14 protein-coding genes are annotated in these 17,729 nt (G+C 71.5%); 6 read left to right on the forward strand and 8 right to left on the reverse strand.

What is annotated here, in order from left to right; all coding sequences use genetic code 11:
- Window positions 1-25 precede the first annotated feature (25 nt).
- Window positions 26-1,651: a serine/threonine-protein kinase gene (locus IEY87_RS08820; RefSeq protein ID WP_189137976.1), complete on the forward strand. Its 1,626-nt coding sequence runs from the start codon at window positions 26-28 to the stop codon at window positions 1,649-1,651.
- Window positions 1,648-2,430 (forward strand): glycoside hydrolase family 16 protein, encoded by a 783-nt coding sequence (locus tag IEY87_RS08825; protein ID WP_189137977.1) that lies wholly within the window; start codon window positions 1,648-1,650, stop codon window positions 2,428-2,430. Before IEY87_RS08820 ends, IEY87_RS08825 begins: the two co-directional genes overlap by 4 nt.
- A gap of 379 nt (window positions 2,431-2,809) precedes the next feature.
- On the opposite strand, the gene IEY87_RS08830 is transcribed toward IEY87_RS08825, so the two are convergent.
- Window positions 2,810-3,535, reverse strand: coding sequence for a YqjF family protein (locus IEY87_RS08830; RefSeq protein WP_189137978.1), 726 nt, complete (start codon window positions 3,533-3,535; stop codon window positions 2,810-2,812).
- A gap of 26 nt (window positions 3,536-3,561) precedes the next feature.
- Window positions 3,562-5,349 carry a flavin-containing monooxygenase gene (locus IEY87_RS08835; RefSeq protein WP_225277709.1) on the reverse strand — a complete coding sequence of 596 codons (1,788 nt, stop codon included), beginning with the start codon at window positions 5,347-5,349 and terminating at the stop codon, window positions 3,562-3,564.
- A 188-nt stretch (window positions 5,350-5,537) separates the two neighbouring features.
- Between IEY87_RS08835 and IEY87_RS08840 the strand changes: the two genes are divergently transcribed.
- A complete protein-coding gene (locus IEY87_RS08840; protein ID WP_189137980.1) occupies window positions 5,538-6,722 on the forward strand; it encodes a protein kinase domain-containing protein in 1,185 nt (394 codons plus the stop codon).
- Between the two features lie 3 nt (window positions 6,723-6,725).
- On the opposite strand, the gene IEY87_RS08845 is transcribed toward IEY87_RS08840, so the two are convergent.
- Window positions 6,726-7,199: a MarR family winged helix-turn-helix transcriptional regulator gene (locus tag IEY87_RS08845; RefSeq protein WP_189137981.1), complete on the reverse strand. Its 474-nt coding sequence runs from the start codon at window positions 7,197-7,199 to the stop codon at window positions 6,726-6,728.
- Between the two features lie 148 nt (window positions 7,200-7,347).
- On the opposite strand from IEY87_RS08845, the gene IEY87_RS08850 reads away from it, so the two are divergent.
- Window positions 7,348-9,612 (forward strand): MMPL family transporter, encoded by a 2,265-nt coding sequence (locus IEY87_RS08850; protein ID WP_225277710.1) that lies wholly within the window; start codon window positions 7,348-7,350, stop codon window positions 9,610-9,612.
- A gap of 3 nt (window positions 9,613-9,615) precedes the next feature.
- Here the strand turns inward: IEY87_RS08850 and IEY87_RS08855 are convergent, their stop codons facing one another.
- On the reverse strand, window positions 9,616-10,815 hold the full coding sequence (locus tag IEY87_RS08855; protein ID WP_189137982.1) for a tetratricopeptide repeat protein: 1,200 nt from the start codon (window positions 10,813-10,815) through the stop codon (window positions 9,616-9,618).
- Complete coding sequence (locus IEY87_RS08860; protein ID WP_189137983.1) at window positions 10,809-12,326, reverse strand: AAA family ATPase; 1,518 nt, start codon at window positions 12,324-12,326, stop codon at window positions 10,809-10,811. The genes IEY87_RS08855 and IEY87_RS08860 overlap by 7 nt, the downstream gene beginning before the upstream one ends.
- A 236-nt stretch (window positions 12,327-12,562) precedes the next feature.
- On the opposite strand from IEY87_RS08860, the gene IEY87_RS08865 reads away from it, so the two are divergent.
- A complete protein-coding gene (locus tag IEY87_RS08865; RefSeq protein WP_189137984.1) occupies window positions 12,563-13,465 on the forward strand; it encodes a Sco1979 family transcriptional regulator in 903 nt (300 codons plus the stop codon).
- A 3-nt stretch (window positions 13,466-13,468) separates the two neighbouring features.
- Here IEY87_RS08865 and IEY87_RS08870 read toward each other — a convergent pair whose 3' ends face one another.
- Together IEY87_RS08870 and folE are read right to left on the reverse strand one after the other, a co-directional pair.
- On the reverse strand, window positions 13,469-14,296 hold the full coding sequence (locus IEY87_RS08870) for an SAM-dependent methyltransferase (RefSeq protein WP_225277711.1): 828 nt from the start codon (window positions 14,294-14,296) through the stop codon (window positions 13,469-13,471).
- A gap of 218 nt (window positions 14,297-14,514) precedes the next feature.
- Entirely contained in the window at window positions 14,515-15,081 is a 567-nt protein-coding gene (folE, locus tag IEY87_RS08875; protein WP_225277712.1) for a GTP cyclohydrolase I FolE, read from the reverse strand.
- Window positions 15,082-15,253: 172 nt separating this feature from the next.
- Here folE and IEY87_RS08880 point away from each other — a divergent pair, with 172 nt between their 5' ends.
- A complete protein-coding gene (locus IEY87_RS08880; protein ID WP_189137986.1) occupies window positions 15,254-16,468 on the forward strand; it encodes an NAD(P)/FAD-dependent oxidoreductase in 1,215 nt (404 codons plus the stop codon).
- A gap of 53 nt (window positions 16,469-16,521) precedes the next feature.
- Here the strand turns inward: IEY87_RS08880 and IEY87_RS08885 are convergent, their stop codons facing one another.
- Complete coding sequence (locus IEY87_RS08885) at window positions 16,522-17,685, reverse strand: N(5)-(carboxyethyl)ornithine synthase (protein WP_189137987.1); 1,164 nt, start codon at window positions 17,683-17,685, stop codon at window positions 16,522-16,524.
- Window positions 17,686-17,729 lie beyond the last annotated feature (44 nt).

Raw genomic sequence — 17,729 nt, forward strand, 5'->3', positions numbered from 1 at the left:
CCGCCGAACGCGTACTCTTGCTGGAATGCACAGACGGGTGATCGATGACCGATTCGAGCTGGTGGAGCGGCTCGGCGGTGGGGGAATGGGCCTGGTGTGGCGGGCCTGGGACACGGCACTGCACAGGGAAGTCGCGCTGATGGAGGTCCGCCCCCCGGACCCCGCGATGGCGGAGCATGACCCCGCGACCGTGCGCGAGCTGCGCGAGCGTGTCCTGCGGGAGGCCCGGGCGCTGGCCCGGCTCAACCATCCGCATGTGGTGACCATCCACCACATCGTCGACGAGGGCCCGGACAACTACCCGTGGCTGGTCATGGAACTCGTCAACGGCGGGTCGCTGCAGGACCGGCTGGCCCGGGGCCCGATGGCGCCGGGGGAGGCGGCTCGCCTCGGCCGCGAGGTCCTGTCCGCGCTACGGGCGGCCCACGCGGTCGGCATCCAGCACCGCGACGTCAAGCCCGCCAACGTCCTGCTCCGCCAGGACGGCCAGTCGGTGCTCACCGACTTCGGCATCGCCGCCATCCGCGAGTTCACCGGCCTGACCGCGACCGGCGCGTTCATCGGCTCACCCGAGTACATGGCGCCCGAGCGGATCAACGGCTACGAAGGCGACCCGGCCTCCGACCTCTGGTCGCTCGGCATGCTCCTGTACGTGGCCGTGGAGGGCCGCCACCCGCTGCGCCGGGCCACCACGATGGCGACGCTGGCGGCCGTGCTCAACCAGGACGTGCCGACGCCCGAGCGAGCCGGACCCCTGGGCCCCGTGCTGCTGGCGCTGCTCAGGCGGCACCCGCCCGCGCGCCCCGACCCGGACAGCCTGGACCGCATGCTCGCCTCGGCGGCCGCGGGCGGCCCGTTGTTACCCGGGCCCCCTCCGCCAGGATGGGGCTTGCAGCAGCAGCCGATCCCGCACGCGACGACCATGCCCTCGCGTCGCCCGCGCCGAGGCATGGGCGCACTGATCGCCGGGGTGTCGGCCGTGGGGGTCGCCGCCGTCGTGACGGCCGGCGCGCTGGTGTGGGCGATGCTGCCGCCGGCGGGCATCGATCCCGAGGACAGGCTGACCGGCTTGGAGTCGTCCGCCGACGCGGGGGAGTCCCGCTCGAAGCCCCCCGCCGAGAGGACCGAGCAGGCCGGCGACCCCGAGGGCGCCGACGACCCCGAGAACCCCCGTGAGAGCGAGAACGCCGACGCCGCGCCGGAGAACCTGCTGACTCCCACGGGGGTCCGCGCCATGATCAAGACGCTCAGGCCGGTGATAGGTGGCAGCAAGGTCGTCCGGATGGTGGTCTACCCGACCTACGCCAGCGTCGACGCCCCGGTCAAGGGGAAGAAGGGCGTCTTCGACCGCTTCTACTACCGGGAGGGCGTGGCCTCGCGCCAGGGACCGGGCGGCACCATCGACGCGAACATGTCGGTGATGGACCTCAGCACGTTCAACTGGAATGTCCTGCCCGGCCTGGTCCGCAGGGCGAACAAGGAACTGGGCGTCGCCAAGCCCACCGCGCGCTATCTCATCGTGAACCCCGGCTTCGCGTTCGACGGCTCGCAGACGGCGCTGATGGTGTACGTCAGCGACGAGTACAGCCGTAGCGGCTATCTGGCGGCCGATCGCGCCGGCCGGGTGCTGAGGAAGGTGAAGGCCTCGTGACGGACGTCACCAAGGACGGATACGAGCTGGAGTTCGAGGACACCTTCGAAGGCGAGCGTCTCGACGATACCCGCTGGGTCGCCCACTACCTGCCGCAGTGGACCACCTCCGCCGCCTCGGCCGCCCGTCACCGGGTCGGCGGCGGGCGGCTGCGCCTGCTGATCGAGGAGGACCAGCCGCCGTGGTCCCCGGAACTGGAAGGCGGGCTGCGGGTGTCGTCCCTGCAGACCGGCGTCTTCGCCGGACCCGTCGGCAGTACGGTCGGGCAGCACGGGCGTGATTCCGGCGCGGTCGTCCGTGAGGCCCAGCGGGACGTCCGGCTCTACACCCCGCACTACGGCCTGGTCGAGATGCGCGCCAAGGCGACCGACGACCCGCGCAGCATGGTCGCGCTGTGGATGATCGGGTATGAGGACCGGCCCGAGCGCTCGGCCGAGATCTGCGTCTGTGAGATCTTCGGCCGTGACGTCGGGCCGGACGCCACCCGGGTCGGCATGGGCGTCCACCCCTTCGGCGACCCGGCGATCACCGAGGACTTCACCGTGGAGCCGCTGCCCATCGACGCCCGCGACTTCCATGTCTACGCGGCCGAGTGGCAGCCCGGCCAGGTGTCCTTCTTCGTCGACGGCCGACATGTCAGGACCGTGCCGCAGGCGCCGGACTATCCGATGCAGCTCATGCTCAACATCTACGAGTTTCCGGGAGAGCCTGTGGCGGGGGAACGCCCCTATCCCAAGGAATTCGTCGTCGATTATGTCCGGGGATATCGCCCGCTTTGACCTAAGCGAATAGCGCATGACCCGGCTTTTGCCTTAACCCAAAGTTTGCTATTCAGTACGCGTGACGCCGGTCAAGTCTTTTTTGATCGAGGTGCAGGGCGTGATTTATAGCGATAAAAGCACTAGTGTCCTTTTGGAAGTACCGAAAGGGGGAGACGAGATGCTGACCAGTGGATACCAAACCTTCAACGGCGGTGGCTGTCGTCGCCGTAGGTGCGGATGCGGTGGTGGCCGCTGGGGCTGGGGCGGCGGCTGGGGCGGCGGCTGGCGCAGGTCGTCCTGGTGGTGGTAGCAGTTGACGATCCGAAACTGAGGGCCGGCGAATCACCGCCGGCTCTCTCTTGTGTCCGGGCTCTGTGCTCGGGCTCTGTGTTCGGGCTCACCAACTCCACCTGCCCACCCGTACCGGCACCCCTGGAGAGGCGTGCAGGACGGGATCGCCGTCGGGGGCCGGCAGGCCGCCGGCCTGGAGCAGGGTCTGGTCGAGGCGGATCAGCGCGGCGCGGCGCAACGGCCACGGGTCATGCTCGATCTGGGCCGAGGCCAGCCGGTTCGCCACCATCGTGAACAGCCTGAACCTCGCCGTCAGGAACCACGCGAGCTCGTCGCCGTCCCAGGACGCCGGGTCCCTCTCCACGTCCACGTCGCACCGGGCGCCGCTGGGGCCCGGCCAGGTCCGGCGGCACCGGTACTGCTTCAGCGCGCCGGTGATCCGTACGGACATGTCCGACCAGAAGTAGGGCAGCCCGTAGCTCGCGCGACCGCCGAGGGCGGCGGGCAGCCGGCCGGCGTCCAGCGACAGGAACCAGATCCCGCTACGCCCACGGGCGTCCCGCACATAGGTGCGCAGGTTGGTCTCGGGGAAGCGGGACAGCCATGGCAGCGCGGGCAGCCCCGGCGGCCGTACGTCCTCCATGAGGAAGGGCGTCATCCCGATCCACGCCGTCCCGTCGAAGGGCTCCACCGTGAGGGAGGGCGGCAGCATCGACTGGATGAGCGCGGCCGGATAGCGCCAGTGCAGGAAGGTGATGTCGGACCACCGGTGGTGCATCACCGGCCGGGCGACTCTCGGCGTGGGCGGCGGGCCGCCGGTGCGCTCGTCCATGAGACCTCTCGCGGGGGTGGTCGGCCCTATGCCCGGAACTCCAGGCCCTCGAACGTGCCGGACTCGCGCCAGCGGTCGAGGTGGGCGAAGTACGCCATCGCGCCGTGCGGGTGCCCGACCAGGAGCCGGGTCGCCGGTCCGGGCGCGTGGCCCTCGTTGTTGTAGTAGCCGGGAGTGCAGTCCGGCGACCCCAGGATGCGGCCCGCCCCCGACCTGAGCAGCTCGACCCACGCCTCCTCGGCCTGCTCGGAGACCTCGACCTCGCGGTAGCCGTGGGCGAGGGCGTGTTCGACGACGGCGGCGATGGTCCGGCCCGACTCCGTGAGGTTGTGCGGGATGTTGGAGATGAGGTTCGCGCCCTGCGCCTGCTGCACCAGGAAGGCGTTGGGGAAGCCGTGGGCGTGGATGCCGTGCAGGCTGCGCATCCCCTCGGCCCAGTGCTCGGAGAGCCTGACGCCGTCGCGCCCGGTCAGGTCGAAGCCGGCCCGCCGCGTCCAGGTGGTGCCGACCTCGAAGCCGGAGGCGTAGATGACGCAGTCGACTTCGTACTCCCGGCCGGCGGCGACCACCCCGGTCTCGGTGAGGCGCTGCACGCCCTTGCCGTCGGTGTCGACGAGGTGCGTGCCCGGCAGGTTGAACGCCTGCAGATACTCGTCGTGGAAGCACGGCCGCTTGCACAGCTGGCGATACCACGCCTTGAGCCGCTGGGCGGTCTCCGGATCGGAGACGACCGCGTCGACCCGGGCGCGGATCTCCGCCATCTTCTCGAAGTCGCAGTCCTCGAAGGCCGCGAGCATCCGCTCCAGGCTCCGCTCCTCACGGGGCAGCGCCTGGATCTTCGCGCGGACCCGGCCGGCGATGTCGGTCCAGCCGTCCATCACCAGGTCCTCGTCGGGCATCGCGCCGCTCTGGTTGGCGGCGAAGTTCGTCAGCCAGCGCTGCTGCCAGCCGGGCTGGGCGATCTCCGCGAACCACTGCGGGTCGGTCGGCCGGTTGTCCCGCACGTCCACGGACGACGGCGTGCGCTGGAAGACGTACAGCTCCGCGCACGCCCGCGCCAGATGCGGCACCGCCTGTACGGCCGTCGCGCCGGTGCCGATGATGGCGACCCGCTTGCCGGCCAGCCTGTCCAGGGGCGCGCCGGAGGGGTCGCCGCCGGTGTAGGCGTAGTCCCACCGGCTGGTGTGGAAGGAGTGCCCGCGGAAGGACTCGATGCCCGGGATGCCGGGCAGCTTCGGCACGTGCAGCGGGCCGATGCCCAGGGCGACGAACGTGGCGGTGAAGTCGTCGCCCCGGTCCGTGCGGATGCGCCAGCGGGATCGGCTCTCGTCCCAGCGCAGGTCCTGGACCTCGGTGTGGAACAGCGCGTGGTCGTACAGGCCGTACCGCTCGCCGATGCGGCGGCAGTGCTCCAGGATCTCGGGGCCGTGCGCGTACTTCTCCGTCGGCATGTGCCCGGTCTCTTCGAGCAGCGGCATGTAGACGTACGACGCGGTGTCGCACTGCGCGCCCGGGTAGCGGTTCCAGTACCAGGTGCCGCCGAAGTCGCCGCCCTTGTCGATGACGCGCACGTCGTCGACCCCGGCCTCCTTCAGCCGCGCGCCGGTGACCAGGCCGGCGAAGCCGCCGCCGACGAACGCGACGGTGACGTGGTCGGTCCTGGGCTCGCGCTCGGTCCTGGGGGTGTACGGGTCGTCGAGGTAGGACGCCAGCCGGCCGGTCAGCCGGAGGTACTGGTCGTTGCCGTCGGGGCGGAGTCGTTTGTCGCGCTCTTCCCGGTATTTCCGGCGCAGCGTCTCTTTGTCGACAGACATGCCTGCTCCCGATCCGGAGATCATCTGCCTGCTAGGGGCAGGCATTCGGGCCATCGCCTGGACGAGGAGGCCACGCCTGAGGCCGCCCCGACGTCGGCGAGAGTAGCACGTTGTGCCAGCATGTCTTGACTCATGCCGTTAAGGTGCGTGGGGTTGAACCCCCGGTCCCCTCAGGAGTCGCCCCCGTCATGCCGAACGCAGCACCTCCCCGCGAAGGCGATCCCGAGTACGGCCGATCCCTGGCGGAGGCGGGCCGCCACACGGGCGCGGCCCTGCAGCGACTGGCGCTGGCCACGGCCACGGCCCTGGCCGCCGCCCACCAGACGGGCACCGTGCACGGGGACGTCAACCCCGCCAACATCCTCCTCATCGGCGACGACCCCCACCTCACCGGCTTCAACCCCACCCGCCTCCCCGACACCTCGGCAACGGACAACAGCGGCAGCGGCGGGAGCAGCAGCGGCACCGGCAGCGGCGGCAGTGGCGGTGGTGACGGCAGCACGCCTGCCTACTTAGCCCCTGAGCAGCTCGCGGGCTTGGACGTGGGGTCGGCCGCCGACGTTTTCGCGTGGGGGTGTGTCATCGCCTCGGCGGCCACGGGTACGCCGCCGTTCGGCGACGACTCCGTGCCGGCCGTCACCGGCCGCATCAGGTACGCCGAGCCGTGGCTGGGCGACCTGCCCGAGCCGCTGCGTTCGATCGTGCTCGACTGCCTGGCCAAGGACCCGGCCGACCGCCCGGCCATGCGAGAGGTGCTGACGCGGCTCGCCGCCGGGCCGCAGCCGGTCCGCCGGCCCGTGCGAGCCCCGCTGCTCGCCGTGACCGCCGCCGCCGTCGCGCTGGCCGTGGCCGTCGCGGCCCTCTGGGACCTGCCCGTGACCGGCGGGCCGAGCACCCCGGAGATCGTCGCGCACGCCGGCGAATCGCCGAGCGCCCCACGGGAGACGGCCTGGGACGAGACGATCGCGACCAGGCGCGCGACCCGCCGCCCGAAATCGAGAACCACCCGCCCCACCACGCGATCACGCCCCACGACGACCTATGGCCCCACCAGGGCGTCGTTCTCTCTGGCTCACCTGCGGGTCCGGGGCTCCTCCAAGGTCGACCACGGTGGCGTGACCTGCTACACGGGATCGATGATCTTCGGCGTCGGGATCGCCACGACGAGGCCGGCCGCGCCGTACTCCTATCAGTGGATCCAGGACGGGAAGGTCGTCGAGAGCGGGTCGTCGCGGATGCCGTCGGGCAGCCGCAGCGACTACGTGGCCGCCAGGAGGATGCGGCCGCGGGACGGCAGGCACCGGGTCACGTTCAGGATCACCTCGCCGGTCGCCAGGACCGAGTCCGTCACGTTCGCCATGTGCCGGCCGTGACCGTCAGCGGGGCTCGCGGGCCGAGAGCTCGGTGAGCGCCTGGCCGGCGCGGGCCAGCCAGTCGGCGATGACCTCCAGCTCGGCCTCCGAATAGCGGTCGTGCAGGGTGAGCATGACGTCGCGGATGCCGAGCGCGGCGCCGTCGGTGGGGATGTCACCGGACGGCTCCGCGAGGCGGACGATCACCTTGCGCCGGTCGTCGGGGTGACGGTCGCGGATCACCAGGCCACGGGCTTCCAGCCGGTCGATCAGGACCGTGACCGAGCCGGTGGCCAGCTTCATGGACTGGGAGATCTCGCCGGGCGTCATCGGCCCCTCGATCCGCAGCAGCGCGTAGCACTGGAAGTCGCTGGGATTGAGATCGACGCCGACGGACATCGCGTGCAGCAACCGGATGAGCCCGGTCGCCAGCCGCTGCCCGTCCCGCTGGATCGCCAGGTAGAGGGTCTCCCGGGACCTCCCCGGCGCGCTGTCCATCGTTCTCCTCACGGCTGTTCGTGGTGCACGTGATTGTAGGGGCGACTTCGGGGTAGACGCCCACTTCGCGTTTGGCGGAGGCCCTCGTGTGACAATGTATCTTGTTTTTCGAGATACTCGAATATCTAGACACACTGGAAGGGCCAGGATGACGACCGACAACGCGGCGCGACAGCGACTGACGCCGCCACAGCAGGGACGGCGCAGCGGCAGAGTCTGGTACGGCACCGCCGTGCTCATCGCGCTGGTCTGGCTCGCCGCGGCCGGTCCCCTCGGCAGCTTCATGGGCGCGCTGACGGACGTGCAGACCAACGACTCCTCGGCGTTCCTGCCGATCGGGGCGGAGTCCAGCGAGGTGCAGGAGGCCCAGGAGGCCTTCAAGGACAGCGGCGCCATCCCGGCGATCGTCGTCTACTCCGCCACCGAGCCGATCGCCCGCGACGGCCTCGCCGCGATCGCCAAGGACGCCGAGCGGATCGGCGCGCGGCCTTGGGTCGAGGGTGCCGTCGCCGGACCCATCCCCGGCACCGAGGACCAGCGCGTCGCCCAGCTCATCGTCCCGGTGGGCGAGCAGGCCGACGTGCGCGCCGCCGTCGACGAGCTGCGGGGGCTGCTGGCCGACAGCGAGCTGCCGGACGTCACGGTGCAGGTGGCCGGCCCCGCCGCGCTCTCCAGCGACCTCGGCGCCGCCTTCGGCGGGATCGACGGGGCGCTCCTCGGCGTCGCGCTCGGCGCCGTCCTGATCATCCTCATCGCGGTCTACCGCTCGCCGCTGCTGCCCTTCGTCGTCATCATGGCCGCGATGCTGGCCCTCGTGCTGGCCGCCGCCGTCGTCTACCTGATGGCCGACGCCGGCTGGATCCAGCTGAACGGCCAGAGCCAGGGCATTCTGTTCATCCTGGTCGTGGGCGCGTGCACCGACTACGCCCTGCTGCTGGTCGCCCGCTACCGGGAGGAGCTGTACGAGCGGGAGCGGCCGATCGAGGCCATGCGGATCGCGGTGCGCGGCACCATCGAGCCGATCCTCGCCTCCGGCGGCACCGTCATCCTCGGCGTGCTGTGCCTGCTCGCCAGCGACCTGGCCTCCAACCGCGGCCTGGGACCGGTCGCCGCGCTCGGCATCGGCGCCGCGCTGATCTCCGCGCTGACCTTCCTCCCCGCGGTCCTCCTGCTGCTCGGCCGCGCCGCCTTCTGGCCGGTCAAGCCCCGCCAGACGGCCACGACCGACGTCAGCACCACCGGCACCACCGGCCACACCGCGATCGACGTCAGCACCACCGGCACCACCGGCGACACCGCGACCGACATCGGCACCACCCGCGGCAGCGGGACCGTCGCCGGCACGACCGACGACGTCGTCCGGCGCAATCCGCTGTGGGGGCGGATCGCCACGGCCGTCGACCGGCGGCCCCGGGTCTACTGGGCCGCGACGATCGCCCTGCTGGCCGTGGCGGCCGCGTTCGTGCCGACGTTCCGCGCCGAGGGCACCTCGCAGCTCGACGTGTTCCGTACCGAGGTCGAGTCGGTCCAAGGCCAGCGGACGCTGGAGCGCGGCTTCGGCTCCAGCGGCTCGACCACCCCCGCCATCATCGTCACCGACGCGGACCAGGTGGACGCGGTGACCGCCGCCGCCAAGAGCGTCCCAGGGGTGACCGAGGTGACCCCCGTCGGCGACGGCGGGACCGGCCGGCCGACGGGCGAAGCCAAGATCGTGGACGGGCGGGCACTCCTGCACGCCACGCTCTCCCAGCCCGCCGAGTCCGCCGCCGCGGTGGACATCGTCCGCGACCTGCGCGCCGCCGTGCACGCCGTCCCCGACGCCGGCGCGCTGGTCGGCGGGGCCGCCGCGATCACCCTGGACACCCTCGACACCTCATCGCGCGACCTGCGGGTGGTCATCCCGCTGGTCCTGCTGGTGGTGCTGCTCGTGCTCATCGTGCTGCTGCGGTCCCTGGTCGCTCCGCTGCTGCTCATCGCCACCACCGTGCTGTCGTTCGGCTCGGCGCTGGGCGTGGGCGCGCTGGTCTTCAACCACGTGCTCGACCTGCCCGGCGCGGATCCGGTGGTGCCGCTGTTCGCGTTCGTGTTCCTGGTCGCGCTGGGCATCGACTACAACATCTTCCTGATGACCCGCGCGCGGGAGGAGACCGTACGGCACGGCGAACGCGAGGGCATGCTGCGCGCCCTCACCCTGACGGGCGGCGTCATCACCTCGGCGGGCGTGGTCCTGGCCGCGACGTTCGCCGCCCTGGCCGTGCTGCCGCTGCTGTTCCTGCTCCAGCTCGCCTTCCTGGTGGCGTTCGGCGTGCTGCTCGACGCGCTGATCGTCCGCTCGCTGCTGGTCCCGGCGCTGGCGCTGGACCTCGGCCGGTGGATGTGGTGGCCCGGCAAGCTCGCTCGCCGCAAGCCCTGAGGATCACAGGGGCGCCTGCTCCTGGCGGAACAGGCGCCGGACACCTGCGGCCACCCAGATCGTGGCCAGCGCCGCGTAGAGCGTCAGCATCGCGGGGCCCAAGGAGTCCAGGGCCACCGCGGCGGCGATGGCCATGCCCAGCAGGCCGGTCCAGCCGTACAGGACGGCCCGCGCGCGCGGCGAGCCGGTGTGCGCGGCCTCCTGTACGGGCGTGACCAGGGCCATGACGGCCACGCCGCCGGTGCCGAGCACGTCCTGGCCGAGCGTGATCCCGAGGGCGAGCAGCGCCGCGCCCACGACCGGCAGGCCGCAGCACAGCAGGGCCACTCGCGACTCGGCCTCCTCGAACAGCAGGCGGGTGGCCTTGGCGCGGGCCAGTCGCAGCGTCGTCCACGACTCGGCGATCCACGCTGCCCAGTGCAGCAGCGCGATGAGGACGAAGACCACGATGACCGGCGGCACGGCGGGCAGCAGGAACACCAGCCACCAGCCGCCACGGAACCTGCTCTGCAACCGCGCCAGCCACCGGTAGAGCGGGTTGCGCTGCCGCAGCGCCGACACCAGCAGATCCCTGGCCTGGTCGTAGCCGGGATCGAGGCGGAGCACCTCGCGGAAGGCGTCGGCCGCCTCGCGCGGATCGCCGAAGGCCAGTGCCGCCCGGCCGTACACCAGGTGCGCGGTGGCGCTGTCCGGGTCCAGGCGTACGGCCTGCGCGGCGGCGGCCTGGGCCGGCGCGGCCTCGCCCAGCGCGACGAGGGCCAGCGCCAGCAGGCTGGCCGGCTCGGCCGCGTTCGGATCGATGGCCAGGCCACGGCGCGCCGCGTCCGCCATCTCGGGCCAGCGGCCCGCCAGCATGTGCGTACGGGACAGCAGCGTCCAGGTCGGCACGTACTCGGGCGAGAGCGCCAGCGACGCCTGGACGGCGGCCATCGCCAGATCGAGCCGGCGCCCGCGATAGTGCACGTGCCCGGCCACATAGTGCGGGAACCAGTGGTCGGGCGCCAGGCGCACCGCCTCGTGCGCCTCGGTGACCGCGTCGGCCGTGCCGCCCTGCTCCAGGAGGGCGAGGGCCAGGAAGGAGTGCCCGGCGCTGTGCTCCGGGTTCTGCGCGAGCAGGCCGCGCAGCTCGCGCTCCGCCTCGGCCGGGCGGCGCAACTCCAGCAGCGCCCGCGCCCGGTCGATCGCGTCGGAGACGGCTACCACTTGCCTTTGCCGCCCTTGATCCAGGGCATCAGCTCGTCCCAGGCGCCGGAGTCGTTGGCGTGCATCACGTAGTTGCGCGCGGTCCCGAACCACTCGCGTACGGAGGTGGGCCGGGCGGCCTGGGCCGCGGCCAGCAGGTCGGGCGTCTCCAGCGGGATGGCGCGGCCCGCGCTGATGGACTGGTGCAGCTTGGCCTCCACCGCGCGGTCCACCACGCCCTTGAGGTCCGCGCCGACGAAGTGCTCGGTGACCCGGGCCACCGCGTCGAAGTCCATCTCCGCCAGCGGCTTGTCGCGGCAGAGGATGCGCAGGATGGCCGCACGGGCCGAGGCGTCCGGCGGCGGTACGAACACCAACTGGTCGAACCGGCCGGGACGGCGGAACGCGACGTCGATGTACCAGGGGGCGTTCGTGGCGGCCAGCACCAGGACGCCCTCGTTGGCGTTCTGGTCCACCCCGTCGAGCTCGGCCAGGAACTGGTTGACGAGCTGCCGGTTGTGCGCCTGGCGCATGTCGGAGCGGCGGGCGGCCAGCGCGTCGACCTCGTCGAAGAACAGCACGCACGGCCGGTTGCGGCGGGCCATCTCGAAGGTGGAGCGCAGGTTGCGCTCGCTGGAGCCGATGTACATGTCGAGGATGTCGGCCAGCCCGACGTTCACGAACGACGCGCCGAGCTCGCCCGCGGCGGCCCTGGCCAGGTGCGTCTTGCCGCCGCCCGGCGGCCCGTACAGCAGCACGCCGCCACCGGCGCGCTTGCCGAACGCGGCGAACAGCTCCGGCTGCTGGACCGGCAGCAGCAGCTTGACCCGCAGCGCCTCCTTGACCGCTTCCATGCCGGCCACGTCGGCGAACGTCGTGCCCGAGCGCTCCACCTCCGCGTTCGCCCTGTCGGGCGGCGCGGGCCGCTGCGCGCCGGTCCCGTACGCCGGGGCAGGCGGCGCGGAGGGTGTGTACGGCGAAGCCGACGATGCCGACGGCGCCGGTGTCGCGTACGGCGAAGCCGACGGCGCCGGTGTCGTGTAGGGAGGCGCCGGTGTCGCGTACGGCGAGGGCGACGGCGCCGGTGTCGTGTAGGCGGCCGGGTGGGCGGGAGCCGACGGTGTGACCGGAGGAGCCGCCAGCCTGGTGGCCAGGGCCGCGTCGGCGACGGACGGATCGCGGGAGACCGCCTCGTGGTAGCGGTAGGCCGCGGCGGCCACGTCACCCTCGGCGAGCAGCGCCCGCGCCGCGATGACGCCCATCGGCGGCGGATAGCCGGGCGTGACCAGGAACGGCTCGAGCGCCGCCAGCGCGGCTCCGTGCGCGCTCTGCCTGACGAACGCCTCCGCCAGCCCCATCGTGATGTTCACGTCCTTGGGGGCGAGCACCAGGGCGGCGCGGAACTCGGCCTCGGCCTCGGCCAGGTAGCCCTTGGCCAGCAGCTGGTTGGCCAGGAGCTGCCGGAGGGGGAGGTTGTCCGGAGACAGCCGGGCGGCTTCGCGGAGCGGCTGGAGGCCGGCGTCGTCGAGCACGTGTCCGGTCCTTTCTGTGGCAGGATTCGGTCGGTCTCAAACCAGGCAAGGCTATCGAAACCGGAAGCCCTCAGGTGCGGCTCGCGCTTCTGCCGAAACAGAGGGGCAGGGTAATGGCACCGCCGTGGTAGATGAAAGTGCAACGGTCGTGCTGGCATGGTCGTGGCATTCCTGCCAACCGGCGTGGCAGGATTACCAAAGGATAGGAAATCAATTTTGCCGATATGGGAGCACATATGCCGAACGCTCGGAGCGTGGGCGATCTGACCGAAAATACCGGTAAGGATCCTCGCCAGTCCGGGCCGACGGCACTGCGTATCCTGGTCGGCGCCCAACTGCGCCGCATGCGCGAATCCCAGGGCATCACCCGCGAAGCGGCGGGATATGCCATCCGGGGGTCGCACTCCAAGATCAGCCGGCTGGAGCTGGGCCGCAGCACGTTCAAGGCGCGCGACGTGGCCGACCTGCTCAGCCTCTACGGGGTGGTCGAGGCGACCGAGCGCTCGGCCCTGCTCATCCTGGCCGAGCGGGCCAACGCCGTGGGCTGGTGGCACGAGTGCCGGGACGCGGTGCCCGACTGGTTCGACACCTACCTGGGGCTGGAGCAGGACGCGGCGTTGATCCGCACCTACGCGGTGCAGTTCGTGCCCGGTCTGCTGCAGACCGAGGACTACGCCCGCGCGGTCCTCGGACGGGCCCACGAGGACGCACCCGAGAGCGTCGAGCCCCGGGTCGCCCTGCGGATGCGCCGCCAGCGGATCCTCGCGCCCCCCACCTCCCACCGGCTCTGGGTGGTGATGGACGAGTCGGTGCTGCGCCGCCGGGTCGGCGACGCCGCCGTCATGCGCGCCCAGCTCGACCACCTCCGCGAGATGGCCGCACGGCCGAACGTCACCATCCAGCTGCTCCCGCTCGACTACGGCGGCAACGTCGGCGGCGTCGGCTCCGTCACCATCCTCCGCTTCGCCGAGGCGGAGGTGAAGGACGTGGTCTACATGGAGCAGATCGCGAGCGCCCAGTACCTCACCAAGCAGTCCGACGTCGATCCGTACCAGCAGTTGATGAACGAGCTGGGCATGCACGCCCGGCCCGCGACCGACACCCCCGCGATCCTGCGCGAGATCATGGCCTCGCTGTAGCCCCTACGGCTTGCGGGCCACGCCGCACAGCGCGTCGACCTCGGCCGGCGAGCCGAACGGGTCGGGGTCCGGCCGCCACAGCGGGACGGACACCACGCCCGGCTCCACCAGCTCCAGCCCGTCGAAGAAGGCGCTGAACTCGGCGCGGCTGCGCAGGGTGTAGGGCGCGGGCGCGCCGGCCCCCTCGTTGAAGTCCTCCTGGGCCTCCTCCAGAGCCTGACCGGTGACCACGTTGACGCCGTCCCACATGGCCAGGTAGCTGCCGGAAGGCAGCGCGTCCACCAGCCTCCCGACGATCGCGTACGGCTCGTCGCCGTCTCTCAGGTATCCCGCGATGCCCATCAGCATCAGCGCGACCGGCCGGCCGAAGTCCAGCGTCTTGGCCGCCGCGGCGAGAATCGCGTCGGGGTCGCGCAGGTCGGCCTCGATGTAGTCGGTGGCGCCCTCGGGGGTGCCGATGAGCAGCGCGCGGGCGTGCGTCAGCACCAGGGGGTCGTTGTCCACGTAGACCACCCGCGAGTCCGGGGCCACCCGCTGGGCGAGATCGTGGGTGTTGTCCACGGTGGGCAGTCCCGTACCGATGTCGAGGAACTGACGGATCCCCGCCTCGGCGGCGAGATGGCGCACCACGCGGGCGAGCAGGTGCCGGGACAGGCGGGCGATGTTCACGATGTCCGGGAACGCCTGGCTGAACTCGTCGCCCGCCGCGCGATCGACGGGGTAGTGGTCCTTGCCGCCGAGCCAGTAGTTCCACATCCGCGCCGAGTGCGGTACGGAGGTGTCGATGATGGGGGAAAGCGCCGGGTCGGGAATGCCTGATTCCTCTGTCACGAGAGCTTCTCCTGTTATGTCGCATCCGCCGTGATCAACCCAGTGTCGTGGCATTCTGCTGACCTGTCAGCCGACCTCGCGCCATCTACCGACTTTTAACGAAAAATACGGCAAAAGGGTGATGTTGCTCCGCCGTACGGGATGGTGTGAAAGGCGCCGGGGGCGGACATGACGCCGCCCCGCCCGGCAGCGCCGGGCGGGGAGGGGCGGCCGGGTGGTCAGGGGCGGGCGGCGGAGCCCGGCTGGCCGGTGAGGGCGAAGAACTCGGCGCGGGAGCGGGCGTCGTCGCGCAGCGTGCCGAGCAGGGTCGAGGTGACCGTCATCGCGCCGGGCGCCTGGACACCGCGCAGGGTCATACAGCTGTGGTCCGCCTCGATGACCACGCCGACGCCCCTAGGCGCCAGCCGGTCCTGGAGCGAGTCGGCGACCTGCTTGGTGAGGCGCTCCTGCACCTGAGGGCGGCGGGCGAAGTGCTCCACGATCCTGGCCAGCTTCGACAGGCCCACGATCCGCTCGCCCGGCAGGTAGCCGACGTGCGCCACGCCGGTGAAGGGCAGCAGGTGGTGCTCGCAGATCGAGCGGACGGGGATCGAGCGGACCAGGACGAGCTCGTCGTAGCCCTCGTCGTTGGGGAAGGTCGTCAGCTCGAAGGGTCGTGGGGTGAGCATCTCGGCGTAGGCGTGGGCCATCCGGCGAGGCGTGTCACGCAGACTCTCCGCGTCGGTGTCGATGCCCAGGGCGGCCAGGAACCGCTCGGCCGCGAGCTCGGCCGCGGCCAGGTCCATCCCCTGGGCGGGGGCGTGTCGGGGTGATGCGAGGGAACGGATGGCTCCCACCTCCAATTTAGCCAATAGTTGTTAGTTATATCCGGATACGGGCGCGATGACTAGCTATTTTGTCAACCAGCATGGGTGTTAAATGGAGGGGAGCCGTCCGCGACCCGACAGGAGCCCAACCATGACATTCGTGATCGCCGGTGGCGGCCTGGCCGCCGCCAAGGCCGCTGAGGCCCTGCGTGAGCAGGGTTACGACGGGCGGCTCGTGCTGATCGGCGACGAGCCCCACCTGCCCTACGAGCGCCCGCCGCTGTCCAAGGACTACCTCCAGGGCGGCTCGGAGCGAGACAAGATCTTCGTCCACGACGCCGCCTGGTACGACGCCCACGACGTCGACCTGCGCCAGGGCACCACGGTGATCGGCATCGACCGTGCCGAGCGCCGGCTCTCCCTGTCCCGGGGCGAGCGCCTCGGCTACGACAAGCTGCTGCTGGCCACCGGCGCCAGGCCGCGCCGCCTGCCCCTGCCGGGCGCGGACCTCGACGGCGTCCTCTACCTGCGCACCGTGGACGACTGCGAGCGCCTGCGCGCCACCCTGGCCACCGTCTCCCGCGTGGTGATCATCGGCGCCGGCTGGATCGGCCTGGAGGTGGCCGCCGCGGCCCGCGCCGCCGGCGTGGCGGTGAGCGTGCTGGAGGCCGAGCGGCAGCCGCTGCTGCGCGCCCTCGGCACCCAGATCGCCTCCGTCTTCGCCGGGCTGCACCGCGAGCACGACGTCGACCTGCGGCTCGGCGTCCGGGTCAGCGAGATCACCGGCGCCCGCGGCAAGGCCGACGGGGTCCGCCTGGCGGACGGCACGCACCTGCCCGCGGACGTCGTCATCGTCGGCATCGGCGCCGTCCCCAACACCGGCCTGGCGGTCGAGGCCGGTCTGGAGGTGGACGACGGGATCGTGGTGGACGCGGCCCTGCGCACCTCGGACCCGGACATCTTCGCCGTCGGCGACGTCGCCAGCGCCCACCACCCGGTGCTGGGCAGCCGCATCCGCGTCGAGCACTGGGCCAACGCGCTCAACCAGCCCGCCGTCGCCGCCCGCTCGATGCTCGGGCAGGAGGCCGCCTACGACAAGCTGCCCTACTTCTTTACCGACCAGTACGACCTCGGGATGGAGTACATCGGCCTCGCCGTCCCCGGGCACAACGACGACGTGGTCGTCCGGGGTGATCTCGGCGCCCGCGAGTTCATCGCGTTCTGGCTCGACGGCGACAGGGTCACGGCCGGCATGAACGTCAACATCTGGGACGTCACCGACCAGGTCGAGGCGCTGATCCGCGCCGCCCGCCCCGTCGACCGGGCCAAACTCGCCGACCCCGCCGTCCCGCTGGACCAGGTCTGACGCGCCCACGGGGCCGGCTCTCACCGTCCGGCCCCGTACAGCTGACGCGAAAATCACGAGGTCAGGGCGGCGCCCTCTTCGCGCGGATGCGGGTAGTCCGGCGACCGGTGCTGGAAGGAGAGGATGGCGGGGTTCTGGACCACGCCGTCGCGGATCTCGATGGCCCTGCTGATGGTGCCGGCCTCCTCCCACGCCTCGCGGCCGTCGAGCACCGTCCGCAGGTGGGGGAGCAGCGCCTCGCTGATCTCCCAGGTGGCGGAGTTCCACAGATACGACGGGCTGTGGTCGACGGCGTAGTAGTGGACGTTGTCCCCCACCTCGAACATCGGCTCGGTGAACGGCGTGGGCCGCGCCCAGCTGAAGCCCATCCCCTCGTCGCAGGACACGTCGACAATGAGGGTGCCAGGGGCGAAGGCGGCCAGATCCTCCTCGGTGACGAACACCAGCGGATGATCGGTGTCCTGCAGCACGCAGTTGACGACGATGTCGTGGTCGGCGATGAAGGCGGCCAGCGGCACCCGGCCCTCGTCGGTGAGCGCGTAACTGCGGTTGGGGTCGTCGGCCTCGTGCTCGAAGCTGACGATGCGCGCGGAGTGGATCGGGGAGGCCACCGCTGCGACGTCGCGGAAGGTGAGCAGATCGACGTCGTTCACGCCGTGGGCGCTGAGGGCCGTCACCGCGCCGCGGCCGGTCGCCCCGAAGCCGATGACGACCGCCCGCAGCCGCCGGCCGTAGTCGCCCGTCGTTCCGGTGAGCGCCAGCGCGTGCAGCACCGAGCTGTAGCCGGCCAGCTCGTTGTTCTTGTGAAAGACGTGCAGGTTGAAGGTGCCGTCGCTCTTCCAGTGGTTCATCGCCTCGAAGGCGATCAGCGTGAGCCGACGGTCGATCGCGAGCTGCGTCACCCGCTCGTCCTGGACGCAGTGCGGCCACCCCCACAGGACCTGCCCCTCCCGGAGCTCCCGCAGGTCCTCGGCCAGCGGCTTGGGGAGCAGGATGACGTCGCACCGCGCCACGAGCTCCTCGCGTGGCAGCAGCCCGGCGACGAGGGGAGCGAGTTGCTCGTCCGAGACGCCGAACCGCTCGCCGTAGCCGCGTTCGAGGTAGGTGCGCGCACGCAGGTCCGCGTCGATCCGCTCGACGTGCAGCGGGTGAATGGCGAGCCGGTGCTCGTTCTCCTTGCGTGACTTCGACACGACTCCGAGAGTGAGCTGATCCATGAATGGCTCCCTTAATAGACCCCATGTTTAGCACAAGGGATGTA

Source organism: Nonomuraea glycinis, from assembly GCF_014646515.1.
Lineage (GTDB): Bacteria > Actinomycetota > Actinomycetes > Streptosporangiales > Streptosporangiaceae > Nonomuraea > Nonomuraea glycinis.